This window comes from Synechococcus sp. YX-04-1 (genome assembly GCF_030546365.1).
GTDB lineage: Bacteria > Cyanobacteriota > Cyanobacteriia > PCC-6307 > Cyanobiaceae > Parasynechococcus.
In genome coordinates this window covers 77,786-102,014 of record NZ_JAUONZ010000001.1, presented here as the reverse complement: position 1 = coordinate 102,014, position 24,229 = coordinate 77,786, and the positions used below count along the sequence as shown (strand labels likewise).

The following is a 24,229-nucleotide window of genomic DNA, read 5'->3' as shown; positions in this document are numbered from 1 at the left end:
ATGTCTGAAAACACATCCCCCTCCATTTCTGCTGTTCGTGATCTGCGCGAAGCCAGCTGCGGTCCGATTGGTACCCCGACGGTCACCAACGACCTCAGCGAAAACGTCATCCTCACCAGCTTGGATGATCTGCACAACTGGGCTCGTTTGAGCAGTCTCTGGCCCCTCCTTTATGGAACGGCCTGCTGCTTTATTGAGTTCGCAGCTTTGCTCGGCTCCCGTTTCGACTTTGACCGTTTTGGTCTTGTTCCGCGCAGTTCTCCGCGTCAGGCCGACCTTTTGATCGTGGCTGGCACGGTGACCATGAAGATGGCTCCCGCGCTGGTCCGGCTTTATGAGCAGATGCCAGAGCCGAAGTACGTGATCGCTATGGGTGCCTGCACCATCACCGGTGGCATGTTCAGCGCTGACTCCACCACCGCGGTGCGCGGCGTCGACAAATTGATTCCGGTGGATCTTTATCTACCGGGCTGTCCGCCCCGCCCCGAAGCCATTTTTGACGCCGTGATCAAGCTGCGCAAGAAAGTTGGGGATGAGTCGTTGGCGGAGCGGCGCAAGCATCAGCAGACCCATCGCTATATGACGGTCTCCCATCAGATGAAGCGTGTGGAGCCTGTTGTGACCGGCGCCTACCTCCGGGCTGAATCCCAAAAAGCTGCCCTGGCTGCAGCTCCGGCCGGTCAGACCCTGGCCACCGATGCAGCCGTGCTCACCCCTGCTGCTGATCCTGTCGAGTCATGAGCGAAACCCCTTCCAAAAAAACTGTCGCCTCCGATGAAGCGGGTGCTGTTGTTGCTCCCGAGTCTGGTCCTGTGAGCCAATGGCTGAACAAGCAAGGCTTTGATCACAACAGCCTGGAGCCTGACCATCTCGGCGTTGAGCAGATCGGTGTTGAAGCTGCCGTGCTTCCGATGATTGTTGCTGCTCTTAAGAGCAACGGTTTCGACTATCTGCAGTGTCAGGGGGGCTACGACGAAGGCCCTGGTGAGCAGCTGGTTTGCTTCTATCACCTGTTGGCGATGGCGGAACAGGTTGAGGCGATGGCTTCTGACCCTTCCGCCACATTGCGGGAAGTGAGGATCAAAGTCTTCCTCAACCGTGAGGGAACCCCTTCGCTCCCATCCATCTATGGGTTGTTCCGCGGTGCGGATTGGCAGGAGCGTGAAACCTTCGACATGTATGGCATCCATTTCGAGGGGCACCCGCATCCCAAGCGCTTGCTGATGCCTGAAGACTGGAAAGGTTGGCCGCTGCGTAAGGACTACGTTCAGCCTGATTTCTACGAAATGCAGGACGCCTATTGAACGCGGTTCACGAGGCGTTCTGGGAACGGTGGCTGCGGTAAAACCGCATCACCGCGAGGGCAAGGCTGCGCGAATCGTGGCGCAGTGTTGCCGTCGGCCGCACTCCCTGCAGTGGTGCTTGGGTGACGTCATAGCCGTCCGAGCGGAGCCCTTCCGCATCGCAACGCACCGGATCGGCTCCGCGACTTTGGTAGTAGCGCACCAGATTTGAATCGGGCAGGTCGTCCTGGGCCAGGACGGCATTAAAAAGTCTGGGTTCAATACCAAGGCTGGCAAGCTGTGCTTCGATCGCTCGGATGTGACCTCGTACATCTAGGCCATCGGTCTCGCCGGGTTGCGTCATTAGGTTGCAGATGTAGAGCCTTGGTGCCTTGCTGCGTTTGATGGCGCTCACCAGTTCTGGCACCAGCAGATTGGGGAGCAAGGATGTGTAAAGGCTGCCCGGCCCGAGCACGACCAGGTCGGCATTGGCGATCGCTTCGAGTGCCCGGGGCAGGGCCGGCGGTCGTTCAGGACTGCAGCCCAGTCGAACGATCGGGCTGGGGGCGTGACCGATGTTGCTTTCCCCTTCGATCCGTTGGCCGTTTTCAAGTTCGGCCCAGAGCTGCACATCCACGTTGGTGGCCGGCACTACCTGACCTTGCACGGCCAGCACTCGACTTGATGCGGTGATGGCTGTTTCCAGATTGCCCGTGATCGCTGAGAGGGCTGAGAGAAACAAATTGCCGAAGCTGTGCCCCTCCAGACCGCTCCCGGCCGCAAAGCGGTATTGGAACAGGCGGGTGAGCAGTGGCTCTTCGGTAGAAAGGGCGGCCAGGCAATTGCGGATGTCGCCCGGGGGGAGCACCCCCAGTTCCCGTCGGAGAACCCCGCTGCTGCCGCCGTCGTCAGCGACGGTGACAATGGCCGTGATGTGGCTGCTGTAACGCTTCAGGCCGCTCAGCAGGGTCGATAAGCCTGTTCCGCCCCCGATGGCCACGATGTTGGGCCCCCTGTTCAAGCGGCTTTTGGCCCGCAGGGCATCCACCAGAACGGTGTCTTTGTCGGGGGCGAGAGCTTGTTGAATCGAGCCGAAGCTGCGGCTCTGCCCCCACAGCAAAAGGCCACTGCCGATGACCACCACCAGGGGGCCTGTGATCTCGCGGGGTAACACGGTGGTGAGGGTGCTCAGCAGCCAGCTGAGGGTTTCCAGAATCCAGTAGATCGGTTTTAGGTCGGCCCAGACTGCGGCCCCCAGCAGCGCCATCAACAGGCCCAGGCCGGACGTCAGCAGCCAGCGTTTGACCACCAGGCCAGGTTGCAACCAGCGCACGGCCCTTTGGGATCGGGTCATCAGATCCCGTCGCCGTTGATCGCGCATCATCCGGGCTTGGCGTCTGCTTGTCGGGGGCTTTCGCGCCAAGGAACGGCTTGGTCAGCAAGTTCACCGAACTGTACGGAGCTTGCGGAAAGGCGGCAGGATGTCTGTGTTTTTCGGCCCAGATCGTGCCGCAGCTTCAACCCGTCGTGGAGATGCGGGACCTCACGATGCAGTGGGGACCTCGGCCTGTTCTTGATCGGGTCAACCTGACACTGCGGGCTGGTGAGCGTTTGGCGGTGGTGGGGCCATCGGGGGCGGGGAAGTCAACAGTGCTGCGTCTGCTGGCCGGGTTGCAGCTGCCCACCAGCGGTGAGCTTCGCTTGTTCAACAAACCGCAGACCTACCTGCGGCTGGACCAGACCGATCCGCCGGACGTGCGGCTGGTGTTTCAAAACCCCGCTCTGTTGGCATCGCTAACCGTTGAGGAGAACGTCGGCTTCCTGCTGCGGGAACGGGCGCAGCTGTCGCGGCAGGAGATTCGCGAACGTGTGCATGGCTGCCTTGAGGCGGTGGGGCTTTACGACGTGGCCCACCTCTATGCCGGTGAATTGAGTGGTGGCATGCAGAAGCGGGTGAGTTTCGCCCGTGCCCTGATTGATGATCCTCAGCGGGGGGATCAGTCGATGCCTTTGCTGTTGTATGACGAGCCCACAGCAGGGCTCGACCCCGTGGCTTGCACGCGGATCGAGGACTTGATTGTGAAAACCACCACCGTGGCGCAGGGATGTTCTGTGGTGGTGAGCCACGTGCGCAGCACGATTGAACGGTCTGCGGAACGGGTGGTGATGCTTTACGACGGTCAGTTCCAGTGGGAAGGCTCGGTGGATGCGTTCCGCACCACGGACAACCCCTATGTCGTCCAGTTCAGGACGGGTAGCCTGCGCGGACCGATGCAACCGGCGGAGCACTGACCACCATGCGACGCAGCGTTCGTGATGCCATCGTCGGATTCACGGTGATTGGCGGCATCATCGGATTTGCTTCAACGGCCCTTTGGCTCAGAGGGGTTCGTTTGGGGTCCAGCCACTGGTCCCTGACCGCCCGTTTCAACGATGCGGCTGGTCTGGCAGAGCGTTCTCCTGTCACCTATCGGGGCATCCTTGTTGGTTCGGTGCGCTCGATTGAGGTCACGCCTGAGGCTGTGGTGGCTGAGCTTGAGATTGACAAAGGTGATCTGCGCTTGCCTCTCCCCGTGACGGCCACGGTGGGAGCAGGCTCGCTGCTGGGTGGTGACGCCCAGGTGGCACTGTTCAGCGGTGGACCTCCACTTCCCAAGAACGCACCCTTACCCCGTGGGGCCGATTGTCAGCCAACGCGTCAGCTCTGCAACGGTGGAACTGTTGTGGGTCGAGAGGCCCCCAGCCTCTCGACCGTGACCGCAACCATGCAGGAACTGCTGGCACAGGTTCAGGACGAACGGGTGATCCCCAATGTGGCTGCCTCACTCGAGCAGATTGAGGCCACCACGAAGGAATTCCAGGCGCTGACGGTGCAGTTGCAGGATGAATTGGCCAAGGCCGCTCCCGTGATTCGCAATTTGGAGGCGGCCACGGCTCACGTGAACAACATCGTCTCCTCCCTCGACAATCCCCAGACGGTGAGTGAGCTCAAGCAAACGGCCGCCAATGCTGCCCAGCTCACCGCCAAGATCGATGCTGTGGGTGGCGATGTGGCGCAACTGACAGGTGACCCTGAATTCATGAAGGGTGTGCGCAATCTCACCATCGGCTTGGGTGAATTGTTTGGCGAAATCTATCCGGTGCAAACCGCTCAGTAGGCACGGTATCGGGTCGATATTGGTGTGATTTCGATCCGATATCGTGCTGCTTAGATGTTGCTGATGGCGTCCATCGCAACCGCTGCAATTGCCTGATCGCTGGCCTTGGGCAGTTGAACGTATTTGCCGCCTGCGGCTTCGGCGAGGTCTTTGCCCATGCCGCTGCCGATGAACTTACGCTCGGTGTCGATTACCAGCAGCTTGATGCCGAGCATCCGGTAGCGGGCCGCTACATCCAACACCTCCTGTTTGAGGTCGGGCTTCTCTTCGCCTTCCAGTTGGGGTTGGCCCAGGGAGGTGCTGAGCGGCACGTTTCCGCGTCCGTCGGTAATGGCCACTACCACCACCTGGCCGAGATCGCCAGTGGCGAGGGCATTGGCGCCGACACGGGCGGCCTGGGTGAGGCCATGGGCCAGAGGTGAACCGCCGCCGCAGGGCATCGACTCCAGTCGGCGTCGGGCGGCGGTGATCGAGCGGGTGGGCGGGAGTAGCACCTCAGCCTGATCGCCCCGGAAGGGGATTAGGGCCACTTCGTCGCGGTTTTCGTAGGCCTCGGTGAGAAGCCGGATGACGGCACCTTTGGCGCTCTGCATTCGGTTCAGGGCCATCGAGCCACTGGCATCCACCAGGAACACCACCAGGGCACCGGCTTTGCGTTGCAGCAACTTGGCCCGCAAATCGCCTTCTTCCACGATCACGCTGCGATCTGGTTCCCGCTCCCGACGGATCTTTTGATACGGCGCTGCTGCCCGCAGGGTGGCATCCACCGCGATCCGGCGGACCGGCCCGCGGGGCAGCATCGGTTTCACGTAGCGACCACGGCTGTCGCTGAGCACCACCGAACGGCTGCCGCTGTTGCCGCTTTTGGATTTGGCGGCATTAAACAGCAGCAGATCGGGGTCAACCTCGATCGCCTCGGGATCGAGCATGAACTCCTCAGGGACTGCCGGAGGAGCTTGGTCCTCCTCGCCATCACCCTCGTCATCATCGGTGTTGTCGTCCTCGCTGTTGTCTTCCGGAGGTTCGTTCTCCTCCTCTCCGGATCCCTCCGGCGGTGGTGGTGGGTTCTCCTGTTGTTGATCGCCCTGGTCCTGGGGCGGTGGCGGCGGCTCCTGGTCCTGTGGCGGTGGTGGTTCCATCTGCTGGTCCGGTGGCGGCATCTGGGAGGCCCGCGGGGCGATCACCAGGGCCACGGCGACTTGCAAGTCTTCGGCTTCCACCCGGTCCCGACCGCTGAGGGCGGCATGGGCCTTGGCCACCCGTACGGCGTAGAGCTCGGAGCGGTGCCCTTCTACGCCGCCGCGGATGGCTTCGGTGACGAGGTATTCGATCTGTTCGCCGCTGATCTGCACATCCGGAAGCCACTGGCGGGCCAGCAGCAGTTGGGTGGCCAGGGCATCGGTTTCCTCGCTCCACTTTTCAGCGAAGCTGCGGCTGCATTGGCCGTGGCTGATCACTGCGTTGGTGATTTCCACCCGCTGCTCGGTGCTCACCAGCTGATTGGCCGAGAGCGCGATGGCAAAGCGATCCAACAGGTGATCGCGAACGTTGCCCTCTTCTGGGTTGTATGTGGCGATCAGCAGGGGGCGGCAGGGGTGGCTGAGGCTGAGACCTTCCCGCTCAACGCGGTTTTCGCCGCTGCCCACGGCCGCCAGCATCAAATTGACGATGCCGTCATCAAGGAGGTTGAGCTCATCGACGTAGAGCACTCCGCGATGGGCATCTGCCAGCAGCCCGGGCTGAAACACAGCACTACCGCTGGAGAGTGAGGCGGCTACATCAACAGCTCCCACCAGACGGTCTTCTGTGATGCCGAGGGGGATCTGAACGAAGGGGGCAGGGATCACCGTTGATGGAGCTTCGCCGCTGATCTGTTCACGTGTGGCGTCGTCCCATTCCTCTGGATTTTGTGGATCAAGATTTCTCCCCACACCCACTTCAGCGTCAAGAACGTCGATCGGGGGAAGAAGGGCATGTAATCCCCTTGCCAAGACTGATTTGCCGGTGCCGCGCCCACCCGCGATCACCACTCCACCCAAGCCAGGGTCGACTGCCGCCAGTAAGAGGGCGAGCTTGAGGGTCCCATGGCCGGTAATGGCAGCTAGGGGAAAGGCGCGGGTCGCCTGGTCGTCTTTGATCCCTACACCGCTTGCCACCATGGAGGCCTTCAACCCGCTTTCGGGCCAGTCTTGCGGATCGTGCCTGGCTTTTGAGCTGCCGCTGCAGCCAGATTTAAACGGCCTTGCTCATGCAGATGAGCCTCGAGAAATTCGATTGTCAGAGTGTTGAGTAGGAGCTGGAGTTGGTGTTGTCGTAACTCCGGGGTCACCGAATCAGGATTTAAAGGCTCGATTTTTAAGAGAATCTCACTTATTTCTTTGTTTAATTCAGGCGCAAGATTGTAATTGAGATGCTGTTTTATGATTGATGAAATCACGGCTTTTGGAGGCCTGTTGGCGCTGACTGGACCTGCTTCTTGTGTCAAGACCAAAGAGATTAGTGCGCGGGCTTTTTTGGCAATTTTTTCGGTTTTTGAGTGTGTGAGTTCTTTCCAGATTTGTATTGCTTCGTCGTTTTGTTTTAGCTCTGCAAGCGCTTCTCCTTTTAATTGAAGAGAGGCGAGGTCTCCTGGAAAATAGTCGAGAATCGAGTCAACAAGGCTGAGGCATGCCTGAGGGTTATCGCCTAGGCAGGCTCGGGCTTGTTTGAAGACGAGTGCTTTTATGTTGGTTCTTTCATTGATTTTTTCCGGGAGTTGGAAATTGAGTTTTTTGGCCTTGGCTGCTAATACTGACTGCTTAGCGAGACATGCCTTTGATTTTAATTGATTTTGCTTTGAATTTTTCTTGATTTCTTCAATATTTTTTTCGATAGACTTCGTAAGTTTTTCTCCCGTTCTGTCTTTTTTGAGCTCCTCTAAAAGGCTCAGCGCTTGCTTTTGCTGGCCCATCATGCTGAGGGATATGGCCTTGTCATGGAGCAGCCAGGGTGATTCGTGGCCCGCTTGTAGTGTTAGTTCAATCAACTCACAGGAAAGCTTTGGCAGTTCTGTAGTTCGTGCTCTGCGAGCTTCCTTGCGTATCTGTTGAGTTAATTCAAAATCATTGCATTGATTTTCTGCTTGAGGCAAGTCAAGTAGTTTTTGGTGATACTTTTTGGCGGTTTCATTTAAATGCTCGAAAAGATTATTGGTTTTATTCGCACTGGTTTTTTGTTGGAGTTGTTGAGATAGCTTCAGTAATTTCTTGGCTGAATTTGACGCTTTGGAGTCGTTTTTGCTTTGGCTGAGCTCGTTGAGGATTCGTCGTGCTTGATGGAATTTGCCCTTGCGCAAAAGCAGTTCTGCCTTTTTGAGTAGGAGTTCGTTCGAGGGACCTTCGCTTTGGATGGCCTTTTCAATATCACTAAACGCTGTGTTGAGTTTGCTTTTTGTGTTGAAGTTTTCGTTGGGCTGAAGGTAGGGTTGTTCAGTTAACGATCTGGATCTTGGCTCCCCTTGTTGAGCTCCAGCGCGTTTGTTGCCGATTCGCTTGGCTGAATTGGTTCGAAATTTTGCGAGGAGTTGATCGAAAAACATTCCCTCAACCTGCTCAGCAATTTAATAAATTAATCATTGCACGCTTCGGTTCGTAGGGTTGAGTCGTGCTTTGCCATCACGATTGCAATGGCATCGTTCCCGCTTGAATCAGCGCTTGCCATTGGACTTGGGGCCAATCTGAGCAGCTCGTATGGACCTCCTGAATCCACGTTGCGTTGGATCGCGCCGCGACTGAGCGATTTGCTTGTGGAGTGGGGCGATGCTGATGCTCGAGATGTGCGTTGTTCATCGTTTCTAAAGACCCAGCCGGTCGGGGGGCCGCCAGGCCAAGACGCGTATTGCAATGCCGTTCTTCTGATGTCTCGCGTGAAACGGCCGCCGTCTGAAATGGCGGCGCTCGAGTTGCTGGAGCAGCTGCAGCTCTTGGAGCAGAGGTGCGGCCGCGATCGTCAGCGAGAGCAGCGCTGGGGACCCCGACCATTGGATCTTGACCTGTTGTTTTGGGGTGAGTTGCGGCTCGAGCATTCCCGCTTGGTTTTGCCCCATCCACGGATGCACCTGCGCCGCTTTGTGCTGGAGCCGCTGCTCCAGGCGATGCAGTGCACTCACCCGCCATGCTGGTGACCCATCTCGCCTGATCCCATGGCGCCGCTGCCGGCCCCGGAGCCCTTTGAGTTGCTGGACACCGTTGAGGCGGTGGATGCTCGCAAGCTTCGTTTCGAGCGCAACAGGATCAAGTTGCCGATGGGGGTGGAGGCCACCTTCGGGATGATCCGTCACCCAGGCGCTTCCCTCGCGGTGCCGATTACGGATAACGGCCAGGTGGTGCTGTTGCGCCAGTACCGCTTCGCAGTGCAGGCTCGACTGCTCGAGTTCCCCGCCGGCACGCTTGAAGAGGGCGAAGACCCATTGGAATCGATGCAGCGGGAGCTGGGGGAAGAAGCCGGTTACAGCGCTGCACGCTGGGATGTTCTGGGCCCGATGCTCCCTTGCCCCGGGTATTCGGATGAGGTGATCCACTGCTTCCTGGCCCGGGAACTCACCCCTTTGGAGAACCCACCCGCTGGTGACGATGATGAAGACCTGGAGGTGGTGCGGATGAGTCCGGCAGCCCTGGATGCAGCCCTGGCCTCCGGTGATGAATGGCTCGATGGCAAGAGCGTCACGGCCTGGTTCCGCGCCAAGCAACTTCTCGGCCTCTGATGACCACCGCTCGCGTTCTGTTCTGGCACCGCCGCGATCTGCGCATTACGGACAACCTCGGCTTGGTGGCTGCTGCGGACATCAGTCCGGCGGTGACGGGGGTGTACGTGCTCGACCCGCAGGTGATCAACCCGCCTGATCATCTGCCACCAATGGCGCCGGCCCGGCTTTGGTTTCTGATCGAGAGCCTGGTGGAACTGCAGCAGCGCTGGCGCGAGGCCGGTAGTCGTCTGTTGATCGTGGATGGCGACCCGGTGGCGGTATTGCCGCAGCTGGCGGAGCAGATCGGTGCTGATGCTGTGGTTTGGAACCGCGACGTGGAGCCCTATGCCCGTGAGCGGGACCGCCAGCTGGCCAAAAAATTACAGGCCGATGGTCGCAAGGTGGTGGTGGATTGGGATCAGCTGCTGATCGCTCCTGAGCTGCTCAAGACCGGGGGTGGTGCCCCATACCGTGTGTATGGCCCTTTTTTGCGCAACTGGCGAGGCCAGGTGTTGGCCAAGCAACCCAGCAGTGTTGCTGCCCCCGCCGCTCTGTTGGATCTCGATCCCGCTCAGGTGCCGGCCGGAGATCCTCTGGAGGTGCTGCGGGGGAGCCATGGTTTCAAGGGCGCCGAGATCTGCCCCTGTCGTCCTGGCGAGGCGGCGGCGCTGGCGCAACTCACCGCGTTTTGCGATGGGCCGTTGCTCGGCTATGAGCCTGACCGCAATTTCCCCGGCACTCCCGGCACCTCTTACCTCAGTGCTGCCCTGAGCGTCGGCACGCTCAGCCCCCGCCAGGCTTGGTGTGCTGCCCAGGACTCCCGTGAGCAAGCCCGCAGTGAGGAGCATTTGCAGGCCATCGCCGTGTGGGAGCAGGAGCTGGGCTGGCGCGAGTTTTACCAGCAGGCCCTGTTCCACTTCCCGGAACTGGCGGATGGCCCTTACCGCGAGCAGTGGCGCCGCTTCCCCTGGGAGAACAACGAGGACTGGTTCGACTTCTGGAAGGAAGGCCAGACCGGCATGCCGATCATCGATGCCGCCATGCGCCAGCTCAACCAGACCGGCTGGATGCACAACCGCTGCCGCATGATCGTGGCCTCTTATCTGGTGAAAGACCTGATCTGCGACTGGCGCTGGGGCGAGCGCGCCTTCATGGAACTGGAGGTGGATGGCGACCTAGCTGCCAACAACGGTGGTTGGCAGTGGAGTGCCAGCAGCGGCATGGATCCCAAGCCGCTGCGCATCTTTAACCCCGCTACTCAAGCCTCCAAGTTCGATTCAGCCGGTGATTACATCCGCCAGTGGGTGCCGGAGCTGCGCCATGTGAACACCAAGGATTTGCTCAGCGGAGAGATCGGTGCCCTCGAGCGGAGGGATTACCCCGAACCACTGGTGGATCACAAGAGGCAGCAGGCCAAGTTCAAGGCGCTTTACGCCACCATCCGGTCCTGATCGCGACCTTCGCTGCGGCGGAACTGGGCTGGCACATTGGACACCAGCAGTTGGCGCAGGGTGTCGATCACCGTTTGTTGCTGGTCTTCCTTTAGCTCAGGGAAGATCGGCAGGCTGAGAACTTGGCTGCAGAGCTGTTCTGTCACCGGCAGGGAGCCCTGCTTTAAGCCGAGGTGGGCGTAGGCAGGTTGCCGGTGAATCGGGATCGGGTAATAGATGATCGTGCTCACACCGTGCTCCTGCAGGGTTTGTTTGAGCCAGTCGCGGCAGCAGCTCTCCGGGATCCCGTGGCGTGCACTGGTGGTGGAGGGATTACAGCTGGCGTTGCAGAGCGGTTGACCGCTGGGGCAGCTGCCAATGCGCACGACGAACTGGTTCCAGCTGTGGCCTTCGTTGGAGGAAGGCAGGGTGAGTCCTTGGAGATCCCCAAGGGCATCTCGGTAACGGGAGGCAATGGCTGTGCGGTTGCTGATCCAGCTCTCCAGCTTCGGCAGTTTCACATTCAGAACTGCTGCCTGAATTGCATCAAGTCGGCTGTTGTATCCAAGGCTTGTGTGCAAGTAGCGCTCGGGCATGCCATGCACGGCAAGCTCGCGCATGGCCTGAGCTAGCTCGGCATCGCGGGTGGTGACGGCACCACCGTCTCCAGCCGCACCAAGGTTCTTGGTGGGGAAGAAACTGAAGCAGCCCGCATCTCCGAAGCTCCCCACCGCCTGGCCCTGCCAACGGGCTCCCGTCGCCTGGGCGCAGTCTTCGATCACCTTCAGCTGATGGCGCTCGGCAATGGCCATCAGACGAGTCATGTCCACCGCACGGCCAAATAGATGCACCGGCATCAGGGCCTTGGTGGCCGGGGTGATCGCGGTTTCGATTTGTTCGAAATCGATCAGGTAGGTGCTGGGGTCGACATCCACGAACACCGGTATGGCGCCGACGGCGCTGATGGCCTCAGCGGTGGCGAAAAAACTGAACGAGCAGGTGATCACCTCATCACCTGCACCAATCCCAAGGCCACGAAGGGCAAGGATCAACGCGTCGGTGCCGCTGTTGCAGCCCACGGCATGCTCGCAGCCGACGCTGACGGCAAAGGCCTCTTCGAATTGTTTGATCTGCGGTCCGCCGATGTACTGACCGCTTCGCAACACCGCAAGAACCGCCTCTTCGAGGTCCACACCGAGATCGTTGATCTGCTGGCCGAGGCTGAAGGGAGGTACCTGCATAAAGGAAAGCTTAAGTGGCTCCGCCGAACCACTCCGGTTCTTGTCCGGGGTTCCACTTCACATTGCATCCCACCGAGGCCGTCTGGTCTGTGCTGACAGGAGTTCCCGTCAGCACGGCATCGAGGGCGGCCCGCAGGTCTCGGCCGTCGAGGGGCTGATTATTGCCGGGTCGGCTGTCGTCCAACTGGCCGCGATAGCGCAGGCTTTGTACGCCTTTGCCGTCGGGTGAGAACAGATAGAACTCCGGCGTGCAGGCGGCCTTGAGAGCTCGGGCCAGGATTTGCTGCTCATCCAGGAGGTAGGGAAAGCTCCAGCCGTGACGCTGGGCTTGATCTGCCAGTTGTCCCGGTCCGTCCTGGGGGTGGGTGATCAGGCTGTTGCTGCTGACGCCGACCAACTGCACCGCATTGCTGAAGTCGTTGTCCAGCCGAGTGAGCTCAGGTTCCACGTGTTTCACAAACGGGCAATGGGCGCAAAGCACCATCAGCAGCACGGGTCGCTGGTCCAGAGAACCGCTGCTCAGCCGGCCGCCGGTGACCTGGGGAAGATCAAAACTAGGAAGGCATGTGCCGAGCGCCAGCATCGTGGATGGTGTCAGGGCCATAACGCGCAGGCAGATGCGGCGAATCTGCTTCAGGATGGCCACCTCCGGTGGTGATGGATGCCGCGCCTGCGTCTGCTTTGGGGATTTGCCCTGCTGCTGGGGGCCTGCGGTGCTCCAAAGGAACCACCCAGCTGGCGGTTGTACCCCCTGCAGCGCCATTCCCCCCATGACGGGGTGGCTGTGGTGAACCAGCCCGATGGCTATGGGCTCCACATCTATCTGGAGACAGACACCAGCTTCCCGGGGGTGTGTCGTCCCCGATGGCTGCCGGATCCTGCCCGCTTGTTCAACGGCAATGGAGCCACTCCGTTCAGTTCCGGGCTGGCGACCCGTCAGGAGTTTTTCGATGCCGTGGCCCGGCGCGATGTGCGAGCTCTGTTGGAGAAGGAGCTGGAGGCTCTGTGCCAGGCACGCGCCCCTGAGGACCGCTGGCAGTGGACTGAGCCGCCCCGGAGCGACGATCAGGTGGTTCCTGTGCAGCTGCCCTCACTCGAAGAGGAAGACCTGCTCACCAATCCCGTGGAGGAATTGAAGCGGGCCCGGCAGCTGTTGAGGGATCAACGGGCTGGTGAGTAGCCCTCCCACACCACAGCTTCGGCTGCGCGCCAATAGCGGCTGAATCGCCCCAGCCGGGGTGGCCGCGGAAGCTCCACGAACGGTTCGGGTTCCAGCAGTTCAAGCGGCAGTTCTGCATCGATGGCTTCGCCGATCCGCTCCAGGCGTGGATCCACCGTGCTGCTGCTGATCACACCATCGGCCTGATGGCGACGGGCAAATGCCAGCACCTCAGCGGCCACATCCCCCTTGCGCAAGGTGAGGGGAAGGTCGAGGGCGTTTTCGTAGAGGAAACCAAGCCGTTTGCGGCTGATTCGTGCGTTTTGGATCCAGCGGGTGTCGAACACGAACACCGCTGGGGCATCAGGCCAGGCCTGCAGTGCTGGGTTGTTAGCACCAAGAGCCTCCTCGTGAATCCAGAGGATGGGGCGTTGAAACGTCATGGAGAATCTCCTGCTTATCGCTTGGGACGGGCCAGAGCGGCACTGGCGCCCCCGCTGTTCCGGCGTTGGCGGTTGCGTTGCTGGTTTCGGTCGTTGCCGATGTCCCGGATGGCTGGCATCGGAGCGAACAGCTGGTTCTCCAGTTGGTCGTAGCTGCCCTCGAAGGGGCAGGAGTTGGCACTGGGGCAGCCGTCGCAGTACTGCCCGTCGCTGTAGCGCTCCAGGTTGCCGCGGTTGAAGAAGTAGGGCTTGTGGCTGAAGGTGCTGGCCACCCATTGCCAGCTCAGATTGTTGCTGGCCGGATCGCCATCCAGCAGGTGCTCCAGGAACCAGTCGGCACCGGCTTTCCAGTGCACCCGTCGCCAATGCACGAGCCAGGAGGCCATCCACATGCGGGTGTGGTTGTGCAGCCAGCCGGTGCTCACCAGTTGATCGCGGAAGCCATCCATGCAGGCCAGCCCCGTGCTCCCGTCGCGCACATCGGCCGGCAGCTCCCGGGAATAGGCACCAGCGTCATGGCCCGTCTTGAACGGTTCCTGATCGTTGTTAATCCCGTCACCCAGGTCGAGCCACATCCGTTGCCAGAAGTCGCGCCAACCGAGTTCGTTGATCAACTTTCCGCCTTCATCGCGGTTGCGGATCCGTGCAAAGACGGCATCGCGCACCTCCGCGAGGCTCAGCACGCCGTGGCGGATGTAGGGCGACAGCCCGGTCACTGCGCCCTTGAGGTGGTTTCGGCTTTTGGCGTAGCGCCTTGCGTCAATGCGCCGCAGCTTCTCTTCGGCTGCCTCACGCCCACCACGGATCGGGCTGAGCTCCCCTTCCGCCCCTGGGAACTCCTGCGCCAACAGGGTATTCAGCGCATCGCGTGAGGCGAATTGCCGTGGCAGGTCGCCGTTGATCGGGGGTGACGCAGCGCTGGACACCGGCCTTTGGCAGCAAAGGAGCGGTGATCTTGGCGGGGGATGGGGGAGAATCGCGCGAATTCAACCCGTTCCGGTCTGTCCTGATGCTGCTTGATCTCACCGGCAAGAAGATTCTCGTCACCGGCATCGCCAACAACCGTTCGATCGCCTGGGGCATTGCTCAGCAGCTCAAGGCGGCCGGTGCTGAACTCGGCATCACCTACCTGCCCGACGACAAGGGCCGCTTTGAGGCCAAGGTGCGTGAACTCACCGCGCCCCTCGAGCCCAGCCTCTTCCTGCCTCTGAATGTGCAGGATGCCGACCAGATGGCTGAGGTCTTCGGCGAGATCAAGGAGAAGTGGGGCGTTCTTGATGGTTTGGTGCACTGCCTGGCCTTTGCCGGCAAGGAAGAGCTGATCGGTGACTACAGCGCCACCACCGCTGAAGGCTTCGCCCGTTCCCTCGACATCAGCGCCTATTCCCTGGCTCCCCTCTGTGCCCATGCCAAGCCGCTGTTCAGCGAGAAGGCTGGCGTGATCACGCTCTCGTACCTCGGTGCTGAGCGGGCGATCCCTAACTACAACGTGATGGGTGTCGCCAAGGCGGCTCTGGAGGCGTCCGTTCGCTACCTCGCGGCAGAGCTGGGTCCCGACAAGCAAGTGCGCGTCAACGCCATCAGCGCCGGCCCGATCCGCACCCTGGCTAGCTCAGCCATCGGCGGCATCCTCGAGATGATCCACAACGTTGAGGAAAAGGCTCCCTTGCGCCGCACCGTCACCCAGATGGAGGTGGGTGGCACCGCTGCCTTCCTGCTCAGTGACCTGGCCAGCGGAATCTCCGGCCAGACCATTTATGTGGATGCGGGCTACTGCGTCACGGGAATGTGAGGCACGATGAGGGAACTGAAGGTCGAGTGATGGCACGCCAGGGAGACATCCATCGGGTCACTGGTGAAACCGATGTGAAGGTGCGTCTGGATCTGGACGGCTCCGGCCAGTGCCAGGCCAGCACCGGTGTGCCGTTTCTCGACCACATGCTTCATCAGATCAGTAGCCACGGCCTGATCGACCTGGAGATCAAGGCGGTGGGAGACACCCACATCGATGATCACCACACCAATGAGGATGTGGGCATTGCCGTGGGGCAGGCCCTGGCCCAGGCCCTGGGGGACCGGCGCGGCATCCACCGCTTCGGTCACTTCGTTGCACCGCTGGACGAGGCCCTGGTGCAGGTGGCCTTGGATTGTTCCGGTCGCCCCCACCTCAGCTACAGCCTTGAGATTCCCAGCCAAAAGATCGGCACGTACGACACCGAGCTGGTGAAGGAGTTCTTCGTGGCGGTGGTTAACAACAGCGGACTGACACTGCACATCCGTCAGCTGGACGGCGTCAATTCCCATCACATCGTTGAAGCCTGCTTCAAGGCTTTTGCCAGGGCCCTGCGCATGGCCACGGAGGTGGATCCCCGCCGTGCCGGCGCGATCCCCAGCAGCAAAGGTGTGTTGGAGCAAGCCGGCGCCAGCTGAGGCCGGCCGCGCGCTTCACAGTCCGTTCCGAGAAGATGGGCGGACGTTGATCGTTCGCCCGTGACCGTTGCCCCCGCCCGCAGCTACGACCGCAGCGACTGGGCCAGTTCCTTTGTCAATGTTGAGGAGGAACTGACTGACGTAGCGCTGACTCCGGTGCGTGGAACGGTGCCGATGGAGCTTCAGGGCACGTTCTATCGCAATGGACCTGGACGACTTGAGCGGGATGGGCATCGGGTGCACCACCCCTTCGATGGCGACGGCATGATCGCGGCGATGCGGTTTGAGAACGGCAGCGTCTCCCTCAGCAACCGTTTTGTGCGCACTGAGGGTTGGCTGGCGGAGGAGAAGGCCGGCAAGGTGCTCTACCGCGGGGTTTTCGGCAGCCAGAAGCCCGGTGGTCGGCTGGCCAACGCCTTTGACCTGCGCTTGAAGAACATCGCCAACACCAACGTGGTGCGTCTGGGCGATCAGCTGTTGGCCCTCTGGGAGGCGGCGGAACCCCATGCGCTCGATCCGCGCAGCCTGGAGACTCGCGGCCTTTCACGCCTCGATGGAGTGTTGAAAAAGGGCGAGGCGTTCAGTGCTCACCCCCGCTTCGACCCCGGCCACAACGGCCGACCCTGCATGGTCACCTTCGGGGTCAAGACCGGGCCCCGCAGCACCATCCGCCTGATGGAGTTCGCCACCGATGGCCCTGAGGCCGGCACGTTGCTGCACGACCGTTCCGACAGCTTCCCCGGTTTCGCCTTCCTCCACGATTTCGCCATCACCCCCAACTGGGCGGTGTTCCTCCAGAACGCCATCGCCTTCAATCCCCTGCCGTTTGTGACCGGCGAAAAGGGCGCGGCCCAGTGCCTGGCATCCCAACCCGGTGGCAAGGGGCGCTTCTGGTTGATCCCCCGCGACTCCGGTCGTTTCGCTGGCCAGAAGCCCCGCATCCTCGAAGCCCCCGACGGCTTCGTCTTCCATCACCTCAACGCTTTCGAGGACGGTGATCACGTTGTGGTGGAGAGCATCGTCTACGACGATTTCCCGTCCATCGGCCCCGATGACGACTTCGCTCAGGTGGATTTCGACACGGTGCCGGAGGGAATCCTGCACCGGTGCCGCCTCGATCTCAGTCGTGAATCGGTGCAGACCGAGCGGATCAGCGAGCGCACCTGTGAGTTCGCCATGGTCAACCCCGAGCGTCAGGGCCGCAGCGCCTGCTTCGCCTGGATGGCGGTGGCTGAGCGGGAGACGGGCAACGATCCGTTGCAGGCCATCCAGAAACTTGATCTGCACTCCGGGGCGACCCACACCTGGAGTGCGGCGCCCAGGGGCTTTGTGAGTGAGCCGTTGATGGTGCGTCGTCCCGGTGCTGAAGCCGAAGACGACGGCTGGGTGCTGGACCTGGTGTGGAACGGGGCCCGCTCCGCATCCGACTTGGTGATCCTCCATGCCCGTGATCTGACTGAGGTGGCGGTGCTGGAGCTGCCGTTGGCTGTTCCCCATGGATTGCACGGGAGCTGGGCACCCCAACGCTGATACGTTGAGGCCTTTCGCAGGCCTCACGGGTGCCAACGTCATTCACGCGTCCGCAGATCAATCGTGACGAGCGGATGCTGTGGATCCATGCTGGTCCCCACAAGGCAGCCAGCAGTTACGTCACCGAGCGGCTCCGTCAAAACAGGGAGCATCTGGCTGCTCAGGGTGTGTTGATGGATGGCGATAACAACCGTCTCGCCAATGCCATTGCAGAAAAAAACTATGAACCAGTTGAGGAGGCACTTGCCACGCTGCCTTCTTCGCTGAACAGGGTTTTGCTCAGCAGCTCCTCTTTGGATGACCGCATCCTTAGTCGAACTGTCTTAGGAAAATTGCAGGATTTGGTTGAACGACAAGGCTTCAAATTAGGCGTCAGTTACTTCGTCCGTGACCAGCAGTCCTGGTTGAATTCGGTTTACGCGCACCGGGTGCGAAGGTTTCGTGAAGCCCCCGATTTTGAGCAATATTGTGATTACATTATGCACGATTCTGATTCATGGAATATTGCTTATCCATCCAAATTTCGCGTGCTGAGTCGCTTCCCAGCGATTGCGACGTTGCTTCTTCCTTTGTCCAAGCAGGTTGCGATTAGTGATCCCTTCCTGGCCCTTGTTGAGGCCCTTGATCTGGACACTCCTGCGGGTGAACAGGGCTGGCTTGCGGGCCGTTCCTCCAAGCAGAACATCCAGCCCGGGGCCCGGGGAATCTGGATGTCTGCCCTCTGCCGTCGCTTGATGGTGGAAACGGGTTTCGACCCGGAAGTGCTCAAGCGGAAGGGCAAGGTCATCCGTGATCTCGCCATCGAGCGCGGTTGGGATGGCGAGAAATTTGATGGCTTCGATCAACCGCTTCAAGATCGGGTTTCAGCCTTTTACGCCAGCTCCAACGAAGCGTTTGCCCAGGAGCACTGGGGTGTGAGTTGGAACAGTCTTTTCCCGGTTCGGCCTGCCGCGCAACGGGTGTATGCGGGTCCTCAAACCGAGGCGGAACGCAAGGAGATGCGCCGTCTCATGGTCCGTGTGCTGCGGGAGTTGCGTTTCCCCTGGCTGTTGCGGCGTCGTTTTTTTGCTCTGTATGACGCCGCTATCTGAGCGCGACGGGTGGGCTCCCGGGTCAGTCACGGCTTGACACAGGCCGGTCATGGTTGAGCAGGGTTTGTGGCTCCAGGCTCGCCAGCATGGAGATCCCAACGGAAGGCTCGGCATGACGAATCGACTCTGGGGCGCTGTCAACGTCGCCGCGCCCGTCCTCTTCGGCCTCAGTGTCTTTGCGCCATCCCCCATGAGGGCTGCGGAGCGCGTTTGCAATGGCACCCTGCTTCAGATCCAGGTGAATGAGCGTGGAACGAGCCGTAGCGATCGCTTTCGCTTTTCGCTCGGGCTCGACGCTGAACATGCCAGTAAGGACGCTGCGATGAGCGCCCTTAACGCCCGGTTGGCAGGGGCGCGTCAGGTCATTCAGCCCCTGGCGATGGGCCGGCTCACGATCCCTGCACCCCGCAGCTACTCCATTGGGGGAGGCACTTCGGGACCACGGCTGGAGCGGGCGAGCACCAACATCACGGGCGAGGTGAGCCGGGACAATTACGACGCGTTGATCCAGGCCGCCGGTCGCTTGCCGGGTGTTCGACTGCAGGTAATGACGTCCTTGGCGTCGAGCGAAAGCAGTGCCTCATTGGCGGATCAGTTGCTGAAGCAAGCTCTGGACACGGGGCGACGTCGCGCCCAGGCCACAGCTCGGGCTCTCGGCCTGCGCAAGGTGGAGTTGTTGCTAATTGACCAGCGTGGATCGACCTATCGGCCCATGGCGATGGCTGCACGCATGGGGGAAGCAAGCTTCAAGCCTGCGGAGGCTCCCAAGCCAAGTCAGAGCCTCACCCTCAAATTGGATTACTGCCTGCGTTGATTGGCATCGGGATCACTGCGGAGTGACCGTGCCCCGCCGCCATTCTTTCCAGGCCAGCCTTGGCGCACTCCAGAGGGTGGCCAGCACCAGCGGGGTGACCGGCACCGCGGTAATCACGATGAAGGCTTGAAGTGCGTCGATGGAAGTGCTGTCCCCCAGGCCCGTGCCGATGCGCAGCAGCACCAAGGTGAGACTGCCGATCATCAAGGCCCAGAACAGGCGAAGTAGCGCAGGGGGCTCGTTGCGGCCGCTCACCACCATGGCCGCGGCGTAACTCATCGAGTCGGCGCTGGTGCACATAAACAGCACCACCAGCAGCAGGCCGATCGGAATCAGCAGGCCGGCCAGGGGCAGCTGGCTGAGGATGGTCAGCAGTGCAGCGGCGGCTCCGTTTTGGGCGAGTGCTTCGCTGATGCCGCCTCCGGCCAACTCCAGATGCAATCCGGTGCCTCCCAGCAGGGTGAACCAAAGGTTGGTCACGATCGGACAAAGGATGGCTACTGCCAGCACCAGTTCACGGATGCTGCGACCTCGGCTGACGCCGGCGGTGAACAGCCCCATCAAGGGCGCGTAGCCCAGGAACCAGCCCCAGTAGAACACCGTCCAGCCATTCACCCAGTTCGACGGCACGGCATTGGGTGTGAGGGCCATCTGCGGCAGATGGATCAGGTATGTGATGAAGCCGCTGAAGAAGTGCTGAATCAGCCAGAGGCCTGGGCCCAACAGCAGCAGGCCCGCCGCCATGGCCAGGGTGAGCCACACATTGAGCTCCGAAAGCCACTTGATGCCTTTTTGAATGCCGCTGACGGTGGATGTTGCAAAGACGGCCGTCAGCAGCACTACCACCAGGGATTGCAGGCCGGCACTGTCGGTGAGCCAGGGCAGTTGCCCTGCGGCATTGCTGAGCTGCAGCGAGAGGAAGCCCAAGGGGCCAACGGTGCCCGCGATCGCGGCCACCACGGAAAAACCATCCGCCAGGTGACCGATCGGGCCATCCACCCAGGAGCGCGGCACGATGTTCACCAGGAGGGTGCGGGGACGAAGGGGTTCACCGCGTCGTTCGAGGATCGAGAAGGTGATCGTGGTGGTGGTGGCTACAAGAGCCCAGGCCAGGAAACCCCAGTGCAGAAAACTCACCGCCAGGGCGGGATCCACCGCTGCGGCTGTGCTGGGCTCGATCCCTTCAAACACCGGTGATGGTGTTTGGAAGTGATACAGCGGTTCGGCAGCGGACCAGAACACACCACCTCCCGCCAGCAGGGTGCAGATCAGCACCGCGCACCAATCGAAGAATTTGAAGCTCGGCTTGGCGTCCGCTCCCCCAAGCCGGAGTTTGCCGATGGGGCTGATGGCAAGGATCAGCGCGATCAGAAACAGCAGCATCACCATCCACTGCCAGACCCCGCCGAGGGCATCACTGATCACGGCTTTGCCGGCTTCGGTGAAATGCTTGGCCAGAGCCAGGTCGATGGCCGAGACCAACAGAAAAATCAGCAGGGGGATGGCGCCGACCCAAAGAGGGGGCTGTTGCCACCAGGAACGCTGGTTTGCGGGGTTGTCAGACATCGGATGAGGGGTGAAAGGTCAGGCTCGGACGGCGTCGCGTTGGTGGCTCCAGCAGGAGAGATCCACTGCAGGTTGTTCACCACTGGCGAGGCGTGCCAGAGAATCACCAATCAGGGGAGCGAACTTGAAGGCCTGGCCGGATCCCCCCGCAAACAGACTCAGCTTTGGGGTGAGCCGATCCAGCACGAAGTTCACATCGCTGGCCATGGAGTACGGGCTGATCACGGTCTCGACTCGCTCCTGAACTCCCTCCAATTCGTTGAACAGGAAGGTGTCGAGCAGCTCCACCAGTCGGGCTGGTGGGTCGGTGGCCATGGCGTTGGGTGCGGCGACCCGCAGTTCTTGTGGGGCCCAGTCGATACCGGCCTTGATCCGGGGTCGGCCATCCGCCGTTTGGCTCAACACGGGGAAGCCGTAGTACAGGCCACCATCGTCGCCTCGTTCTTGCTGGAAGCAGAACCACTGGGGGTAGCGATCAGCGAGTGCTGGGTTGACGGTGTAGTGGGCCCAAAGCATCGGCCACACCTCCAGTTTCGGTGCCAAGCCGAGGGGGGCCAGCAACAGTTGGCTCCAGATCCCGCAGGCCACCACCAGTTGGCTTGCGGCGATGTGCTCGCCGCTCTGCAGGGTGACGCCTCCACCATCGGGATCGAGTCCGGCCACTGGGCAGTGCTCGATCAGCTGATGGCCGGCGTTACGGGCGGTATTGATCCAGTGGGTGACAACTTTGTCGCTGCGCACGGCACCGGCGGTGGGTTCGAACAGGCCAGTGAAACCCGTCTTTGGCTTCAGCGGGAAACGGGCAGCGATCTGTTCGGCATTGAGGGCCTCATAGGGGATTCCCTGATCGTCCATGACCCGGCGGGCCCCGGGGATCGATCCCTCGATCGTTTCCTCATCCCAGCTTTCGCCGTAGAAGAGCAGGCCGTGGGTCTCTCTCAGCTGCTCGCCGGCGTGAGTTTCCTCTTCCCGCCAAAGGCGATTGGCCTCCTGGGCCAGACGGCAGAGCACCGGGTCGGAATACATCTCCCGGAACATCCGGGTTTCGCCGTAGCTGCTGGCCTTGGCGTGGGCCAGAGTCTTGGCTTCAAGCAGCACCACATCGCGCACGCCGCGGCGGGCCAGGGATGCAGCGCAGCTCAGGCCCGCCATGCCGCCGCCGACGATCACGACCGCTGCGCGGCTGGGCAGTGAGGTGGGCGTGCTCATTCGCTCTCTCCAAAGCTGAGGCCGATGGGTTCGGTGGAGGGTGTCGCTGCCACCTCCTCAAGGGCGGCACCCACCGACAAACCCTGTTCGCGCTGATTGAGATAGTCACTGGCCCGCCGGCGCACCTCATCGCGCACGAAGGCATAGACGTCCGTGGCGCCTGCGTCCTTCCAGGCATCGGGGGAGAACCGCTCGATCGAATCGGCGATCACGGCACCAGCATTCACCAGAGGGTCCGGCAGCACACGCACACCGCGGCGACGCAGGTCGTCTGCCAACTGCGGTTGCTGGAAGGGGGCATTGGCTGCAGGAACCACGGCGGGGGTCTTCAAGGCCGTCGCCATTTCGGTATTGATCAACCCGGAGATGGAACAGGGCAGCAGCAGGTCGAGATCTAACTCCCACCAGGCGCAGCTGTCCGGCAGCGGCGTCGCGCCGGGAAAACTGGCTCTCTCGCGATCAAGATCCACGGTGAACACGGTCCAACCGTGCTCGACGAGATGGCGGGCAACGGTGCCACCAACGGCACCGCAGCCATGCACGAGGGCCCGGCCGGGATGGGCGTCGTTGAGGTCCTTGTCCAGAACGGCCTCCACAGCACCAAGGGTGCCGTGGGCGGTGGCAGCACTGGCATCCACGGGGCTGCCAACTGCCGCCAGCACATGGGGGGTGAGCGCTGTCAGACGCTCCATGTCCTCCAGGCTGGTGTTGAGATCGCAGCCGGTGATCATGGCGCCATCAAGCGACTCCAGCAGCTCGGCGGTGACGCTGATCAGTTCATCCTTGACCGCATCGGGCTCCGCTGCCCGGGCAACGATCTTGCCTCCAGCGAAACCGGTGCCGTAAAGATCGTGCTTGTGGGTCATCAACCCCGCCAGCCGCTGTCCATCAGCGATGCAGGCTTCGTCGCTCGGGTAATTGAGCAAGCGCAGGCCCCCGTTGGCGGGGCGCTTGGCGTCGGTGTCTTCCGCTACGACAAACACCGAGAGGTGGTCGGAGACGTGTTCCGCCAGTACCGACACGGTCGGCGCTGTTTTCTTGTCGCTGCTCATCAGGCCACCTTCTCCATCATCTGGTGGTGTTCGACGTAGTCGAGACTCCACTCGCTGGGGGTTTCGGCGATGCGCTGTTGCAGACGCTCGTACACCGTGTCTGCAGCGGCGTCTCCGGCAGCATTGGCAAAGCTGTGGCGACTCCAGCTGCGGATCGTCGCCATTAGGCCGGCGGCGAAAGCGGTTGTGTCACCGTTGTCGTTCCAGCGGCGTCTGTACGGGCACTTCACATAGACCGTTCGTTCGTCCACGAGGCGCAGTCCGTTGCAGTAAGCGGCGCTGCTCGCGTCCTTCAGCGGAGCCATGAACTCCTCGGGGGACTTGTAGAAGTTCAGAACGGTGCCTTTTTTGTATTGCTCTGCGCTAATCAGACCTTCTTCCGCCATGCCGCGCCAGATCTGGTGCAATTGGTCGTGCACATTGCGGGTTTCGCCGCCGTTATGACCGAGATAGCGTCCTTCGTTATCGCGTGAGAGGTTCACGGTCAGCAGTCGCCCGCCCACCTTCAGCTCGCGACTACGCAGTTCGAGGATGTGGTTCCAGTCCTTCATCGCCTGGGCGGTGAAACGCTGAAGGGCATCGGCATCTCCGGAGGCCAGCACGTGGGTGTGGCTATCGAGTGGTCCGGGGGAGGTGCTCAGCCAGTGCATGGCTGTTGCGGAGAAGCCGAAGCTCACGCTGTCCGGAGCCACGGAGGGCTCGTAGAAGCTGCGGGCACTCACCAGCACTGTTGGCTTCGGATCCCGGGGAATCTGCAGGGCCAGGTTTTCTGCCAGAGCGAGGTTGTCGTTGCTCGGTAAGTCGTTACCGATCAGCGTCAGATGAGCACTCGGCTGGTTGGCATGCAGGCGATCCAGCACCTGATTCCAGAGCCCTACAGCAGTTCCGCCGTCGGCAGCTCCGTAATCGATCAGGACATGGCTGTCTGCGACAGCCAGTTGATTCACACAAGTCAAGGCCCAGTCCGAGGCGGCTTCGATGCAGAGAAGAGCGCCCTCGGTCTGCGCGCTGTAACCCGTGGTCATGGCGATGGCCATGGACCTCGTCAGCGGCAGGCTTCACCGTACAGACCATGCTCCAGGAGCCTTTGTATCCGTGGT

The 24,229-nt window shown here is 61.2% G+C and carries 24 protein-coding genes; 13 read left to right on the top strand and 11 right to left on the bottom strand.

The window, feature by feature from the left end:
* Entirely contained in the window at positions 1–741 is a 741-nt protein-coding gene (locus Q3Y53_RS00555; protein ID WP_303531620.1) for an NADH dehydrogenase subunit K, read from the top strand.
* Positions 738–1,304 carry an NAD(P)H-quinone oxidoreductase subunit J gene (locus Q3Y53_RS00550; protein WP_303531617.1) on the top strand — a complete coding sequence of 189 codons (567 nt, stop codon included), beginning with the start codon at positions 738–740 and terminating at the stop codon, positions 1,302–1,304. Before Q3Y53_RS00555 ends, Q3Y53_RS00550 begins: the two co-directional genes overlap by 4 nt.
* Before the next feature lie 7 nt (positions 1,305–1,311).
* Here the strand turns inward: Q3Y53_RS00550 and yvcK are convergent, their stop codons facing one another.
* Complete coding sequence (gene yvcK / locus Q3Y53_RS00545) at positions 1,312–2,667, bottom strand: gluconeogenesis factor YvcK family protein (RefSeq protein WP_303531614.1); 1,356 nt, start codon at positions 2,665–2,667, stop codon at positions 1,312–1,314.
* A gap of 149 nt (positions 2,668–2,816) precedes the next feature.
* Here yvcK and Q3Y53_RS00540 point away from each other — a divergent pair, with 149 nt between their 5' ends.
* The gene (locus Q3Y53_RS00540; RefSeq protein ID WP_303532729.1) at positions 2,817–3,575 is read left to right on the top strand and encodes an ABC transporter ATP-binding protein; all 759 of its coding nucleotides are present in this window, start codon (positions 2,817–2,819) and stop codon (positions 3,573–3,575) included.
* Positions 3,576–3,580: 5 nt separating this feature from the next.
* Positions 3,581–4,441 carry an MlaD family protein gene (locus Q3Y53_RS00535; protein WP_303531612.1) on the top strand — a complete coding sequence of 287 codons (861 nt, stop codon included), beginning with the start codon at positions 3,581–3,583 and terminating at the stop codon, positions 4,439–4,441.
* 50 nt (positions 4,442–4,491) lie between these two features.
* Here the strand turns inward: Q3Y53_RS00535 and Q3Y53_RS00530 are convergent, their stop codons facing one another.
* Together Q3Y53_RS00530 and Q3Y53_RS00525 are read right to left on the bottom strand one after the other, a co-directional pair.
* Positions 4,492–6,600 (bottom strand): putative cobaltochelatase, encoded by a 2,109-nt coding sequence (locus Q3Y53_RS00530; RefSeq protein ID WP_303531611.1) that lies wholly within the window; start codon positions 6,598–6,600, stop codon positions 4,492–4,494.
* A gap of 8 nt (positions 6,601–6,608) precedes the next feature.
* Positions 6,609–8,018 carry a hypothetical protein gene (locus tag Q3Y53_RS00525; protein WP_303531609.1) on the bottom strand — a complete coding sequence of 470 codons (1,410 nt, stop codon included), beginning with the start codon at positions 8,016–8,018 and terminating at the stop codon, positions 6,609–6,611.
* 87 nt (positions 8,019–8,105) lie between these two features.
* On the opposite strand from Q3Y53_RS00525, the gene folK reads away from it, so the two are divergent.
* From folK to Q3Y53_RS00510, 3 genes are read left to right on the top strand one after another with little or no spacing between them, the layout of a single operon-like run.
* Positions 8,106–8,603 carry a 2-amino-4-hydroxy-6-hydroxymethyldihydropteridine diphosphokinase gene (gene folK / locus Q3Y53_RS00520; RefSeq protein WP_303531607.1) on the top strand — a complete coding sequence of 166 codons (498 nt, stop codon included), beginning with the start codon at positions 8,106–8,108 and terminating at the stop codon, positions 8,601–8,603.
* An 18-nt stretch (positions 8,604–8,621) separates the two neighbouring features.
* A complete protein-coding gene (locus Q3Y53_RS00515; RefSeq protein ID WP_226424925.1) occupies positions 8,622–9,182 on the top strand; it encodes an NUDIX hydrolase in 561 nt (186 codons plus the stop codon).
* A complete protein-coding gene (locus Q3Y53_RS00510) occupies positions 9,182–10,615 on the top strand; it encodes an FAD-binding domain-containing protein (RefSeq protein WP_303531603.1) in 1,434 nt (477 codons plus the stop codon). The genes Q3Y53_RS00515 and Q3Y53_RS00510 overlap by 1 nt, the downstream gene beginning before the upstream one ends.
* Here Q3Y53_RS00510 and Q3Y53_RS00505 read toward each other — a convergent pair.
* Both Q3Y53_RS00505 and Q3Y53_RS00500 read right to left on the bottom strand, forming a co-directional pair.
* Positions 10,594–11,835 (bottom strand): DegT/DnrJ/EryC1/StrS aminotransferase family protein, encoded by a 1,242-nt coding sequence (locus Q3Y53_RS00505; protein ID WP_303531600.1) that lies wholly within the window; start codon positions 11,833–11,835, stop codon positions 10,594–10,596. The genes Q3Y53_RS00510 and Q3Y53_RS00505 overlap by 22 nt on opposite strands.
* A 10-nt stretch (positions 11,836–11,845) precedes the next feature.
* Positions 11,846–12,439 carry a thioredoxin family protein gene (locus Q3Y53_RS00500; RefSeq protein WP_186515395.1) on the bottom strand — a complete coding sequence of 198 codons (594 nt, stop codon included), beginning with the start codon at positions 12,437–12,439 and terminating at the stop codon, positions 11,846–11,848.
* Positions 12,440–12,496: 57 nt separating this feature from the next.
* Between Q3Y53_RS00500 and Q3Y53_RS00495 the strand changes: the two genes are divergently transcribed.
* A complete protein-coding gene (locus Q3Y53_RS00495) occupies positions 12,497–13,015 on the top strand; it encodes a hypothetical protein (RefSeq protein ID WP_186514519.1) in 519 nt (172 codons plus the stop codon).
* Here the strand turns inward: Q3Y53_RS00495 and Q3Y53_RS00490 are convergent.
* Complete coding sequence (locus Q3Y53_RS00490) at positions 12,997–13,437, bottom strand: hypothetical protein (RefSeq protein ID WP_303531594.1); 441 nt, start codon at positions 13,435–13,437, stop codon at positions 12,997–12,999. The two genes, Q3Y53_RS00495 and Q3Y53_RS00490, sit on opposite strands and share 19 nt — an antisense overlap.
* 14 nt (positions 13,438–13,451) lie before the next feature.
* Positions 13,452–14,363 carry an FAD-binding domain-containing protein gene (locus Q3Y53_RS00485; protein WP_303531592.1) on the bottom strand — a complete coding sequence of 304 codons (912 nt, stop codon included), beginning with the start codon at positions 14,361–14,363 and terminating at the stop codon, positions 13,452–13,454.
* 83 nt (positions 14,364–14,446) lie between these two features.
* On the opposite strand from Q3Y53_RS00485, the gene fabI reads away from it, so the two are divergent.
* The 5 genes from fabI (at position 14,447) to Q3Y53_RS00460 (ending at position 19,302) form a co-directional block, all read left to right on the top strand.
* Positions 14,447–15,229: an enoyl-ACP reductase FabI gene (gene fabI, locus Q3Y53_RS00480; protein ID WP_226425042.1), complete on the top strand. Its 783-nt coding sequence runs from the start codon at positions 14,447–14,449 to the stop codon at positions 15,227–15,229.
* A 29-nt stretch (positions 15,230–15,258) separates the two neighbouring features.
* Positions 15,259–15,867 carry an imidazoleglycerol-phosphate dehydratase HisB gene (gene hisB, locus Q3Y53_RS00475; RefSeq protein ID WP_303531588.1) on the top strand — a complete coding sequence of 203 codons (609 nt, stop codon included), beginning with the start codon at positions 15,259–15,261 and terminating at the stop codon, positions 15,865–15,867.
* Between the two features lie 60 nt (positions 15,868–15,927).
* Positions 15,928–17,397 carry a carotenoid oxygenase family protein gene (locus Q3Y53_RS00470; RefSeq protein WP_303531585.1) on the top strand — a complete coding sequence of 490 codons (1,470 nt, stop codon included), beginning with the start codon at positions 15,928–15,930 and terminating at the stop codon, positions 17,395–17,397.
* Between the two features lie 173 nt (positions 17,398–17,570).
* The gene (locus Q3Y53_RS00465; RefSeq protein WP_303531582.1) at positions 17,571–18,488 is read left to right on the top strand and encodes a hypothetical protein; all 918 of its coding nucleotides are present in this window, start codon (positions 17,571–17,573) and stop codon (positions 18,486–18,488) included.
* Positions 18,489–18,600: 112 nt separating this feature from the next.
* On the top strand, positions 18,601–19,302 hold the full coding sequence (locus Q3Y53_RS00460; protein WP_303531579.1) for an SIMPL domain-containing protein: 702 nt from the start codon (positions 18,601–18,603) through the stop codon (positions 19,300–19,302).
* Positions 19,303–19,314: 12 nt separating this feature from the next.
* Here Q3Y53_RS00460 and Q3Y53_RS00455 read toward each other — a convergent pair whose 3' ends face one another.
* The 4 genes from Q3Y53_RS00455 to Q3Y53_RS00440 are packed head-to-tail and all read right to left on the bottom strand — an operon-like array spanning position 19,315 to position 24,166.
* The gene (locus Q3Y53_RS00455; RefSeq protein ID WP_303531577.1) at positions 19,315–20,868 is read right to left on the bottom strand and encodes a BCCT family transporter; all 1,554 of its coding nucleotides are present in this window, start codon (positions 20,866–20,868) and stop codon (positions 19,315–19,317) included.
* An 18-nt stretch (positions 20,869–20,886) separates the two neighbouring features.
* Entirely contained in the window at positions 20,887–22,077 is a 1,191-nt protein-coding gene (locus Q3Y53_RS00450) for an FAD-dependent oxidoreductase (RefSeq protein ID WP_303531575.1), read from the bottom strand.
* On the bottom strand, positions 22,074–23,129 hold the full coding sequence (locus Q3Y53_RS00445) for a Glu/Leu/Phe/Val dehydrogenase dimerization domain-containing protein (protein ID WP_226424936.1): 1,056 nt from the start codon (positions 23,127–23,129) through the stop codon (positions 22,074–22,076). The genes Q3Y53_RS00450 and Q3Y53_RS00445 overlap by 4 nt, the downstream gene beginning before the upstream one ends.
* Positions 23,129–24,166: a class I SAM-dependent methyltransferase gene (locus Q3Y53_RS00440; RefSeq protein ID WP_226424937.1), complete on the bottom strand. Its 1,038-nt coding sequence runs from the start codon at positions 24,164–24,166 to the stop codon at positions 23,129–23,131. The genes Q3Y53_RS00445 and Q3Y53_RS00440 overlap by 1 nt, the downstream gene beginning before the upstream one ends.
* Between the last annotated feature and the right edge of the window lie 63 nt (positions 24,167–24,229).

Bases quoted from the DNA above. Each gene is read 5' to 3' on its own strand.
- Q3Y53_RS00535 (WP_303531612.1), top strand. From the start codon at position 3,581: ATGCGACGCAGCGTTCGTGATGCCATCGTCGGATTCACGGTGATTGGC.
- Q3Y53_RS00515 (WP_226424925.1), top strand. From the start codon at position 8,622: ATGGCGCCGCTGCCGGCCCCGGAGCCCTTTGAGTTGCTGGACACCGTT.
- Q3Y53_RS00530 (WP_303531611.1), bottom strand. From the start codon at position 6,600: ATGGTGGCAAGCGGTGTAGGGATCAAAGACGACCAGGCGACCCGCGCC.
- Q3Y53_RS00490 (WP_303531594.1), bottom strand. From the start codon at position 13,437: ATGACGTTTCAACGCCCCATCCTCTGGATTCACGAGGAGGCTCTTGGT.
- Q3Y53_RS00445 (WP_226424936.1), bottom strand. From the start codon at position 23,129: ATGAGCAGCGACAAGAAAACAGCGCCGACCGTGTCGGTACTGGCGGAA.
- Q3Y53_RS00555 (WP_303531620.1), top strand. From the start codon at position 1: ATGTCTGAAAACACATCCCCCTCCATTTCTGCTGTTCGTGATCTGCGC.
- hisB (WP_303531588.1), top strand. From the start codon at position 15,259: ATGGCACGCCAGGGAGACATCCATCGGGTCACTGGTGAAACCGATGTG.
- Q3Y53_RS00505 (WP_303531600.1), bottom strand. From the start codon at position 11,835: ATGCAGGTACCTCCCTTCAGCCTCGGCCAGCAGATCAACGATCTCGGT.
- Q3Y53_RS00440 (WP_226424937.1), bottom strand. From the start codon at position 24,166: ATGGCCATCGCCATGACCACGGGTTACAGCGCGCAGACCGAGGGCGCT.
- folK (WP_303531607.1), top strand. From the start codon at position 8,106: ATGGCATCGTTCCCGCTTGAATCAGCGCTTGCCATTGGACTTGGGGCC.
- Q3Y53_RS00540 (WP_303532729.1), top strand. From the start codon at position 2,817: ATGCGGGACCTCACGATGCAGTGGGGACCTCGGCCTGTTCTTGATCGG.
- Q3Y53_RS00460 (WP_303531579.1), top strand. From the start codon at position 18,601: ATGACGAATCGACTCTGGGGCGCTGTCAACGTCGCCGCGCCCGTCCTC.
- fabI (WP_226425042.1), top strand. From the start codon at position 14,447: ATGCTGCTTGATCTCACCGGCAAGAAGATTCTCGTCACCGGCATCGCC.
- yvcK (WP_303531614.1), bottom strand. From the start codon at position 2,667: ATGATGCGCGATCAACGGCGACGGGATCTGATGACCCGATCCCAAAGG.
- Q3Y53_RS00450 (WP_303531575.1), bottom strand. From the start codon at position 22,077: ATGAGCACGCCCACCTCACTGCCCAGCCGCGCAGCGGTCGTGATCGTC.
- Q3Y53_RS00510 (WP_303531603.1), top strand. From the start codon at position 9,182: ATGACCACCGCTCGCGTTCTGTTCTGGCACCGCCGCGATCTGCGCATT.
- Q3Y53_RS00455 (WP_303531577.1), bottom strand. From the start codon at position 20,868: ATGTCTGACAACCCCGCAAACCAGCGTTCCTGGTGGCAACAGCCCCCT.
- Q3Y53_RS00550 (WP_303531617.1), top strand. From the start codon at position 738: ATGAGCGAAACCCCTTCCAAAAAAACTGTCGCCTCCGATGAAGCGGGT.
- Q3Y53_RS00495 (WP_186514519.1), top strand. From the start codon at position 12,497: ATGCCGCGCCTGCGTCTGCTTTGGGGATTTGCCCTGCTGCTGGGGGCC.
- Q3Y53_RS00500 (WP_186515395.1), bottom strand. From the start codon at position 12,439: ATGGCCCTGACACCATCCACGATGCTGGCGCTCGGCACATGCCTTCCT.
- Q3Y53_RS00465 (WP_303531582.1), top strand. From the start codon at position 17,571: ATGGATGGCGATAACAACCGTCTCGCCAATGCCATTGCAGAAAAAAAC.
- Q3Y53_RS00525 (WP_303531609.1), bottom strand. From the start codon at position 8,018: ATGTTTTTCGATCAACTCCTCGCAAAATTTCGAACCAATTCAGCCAAG.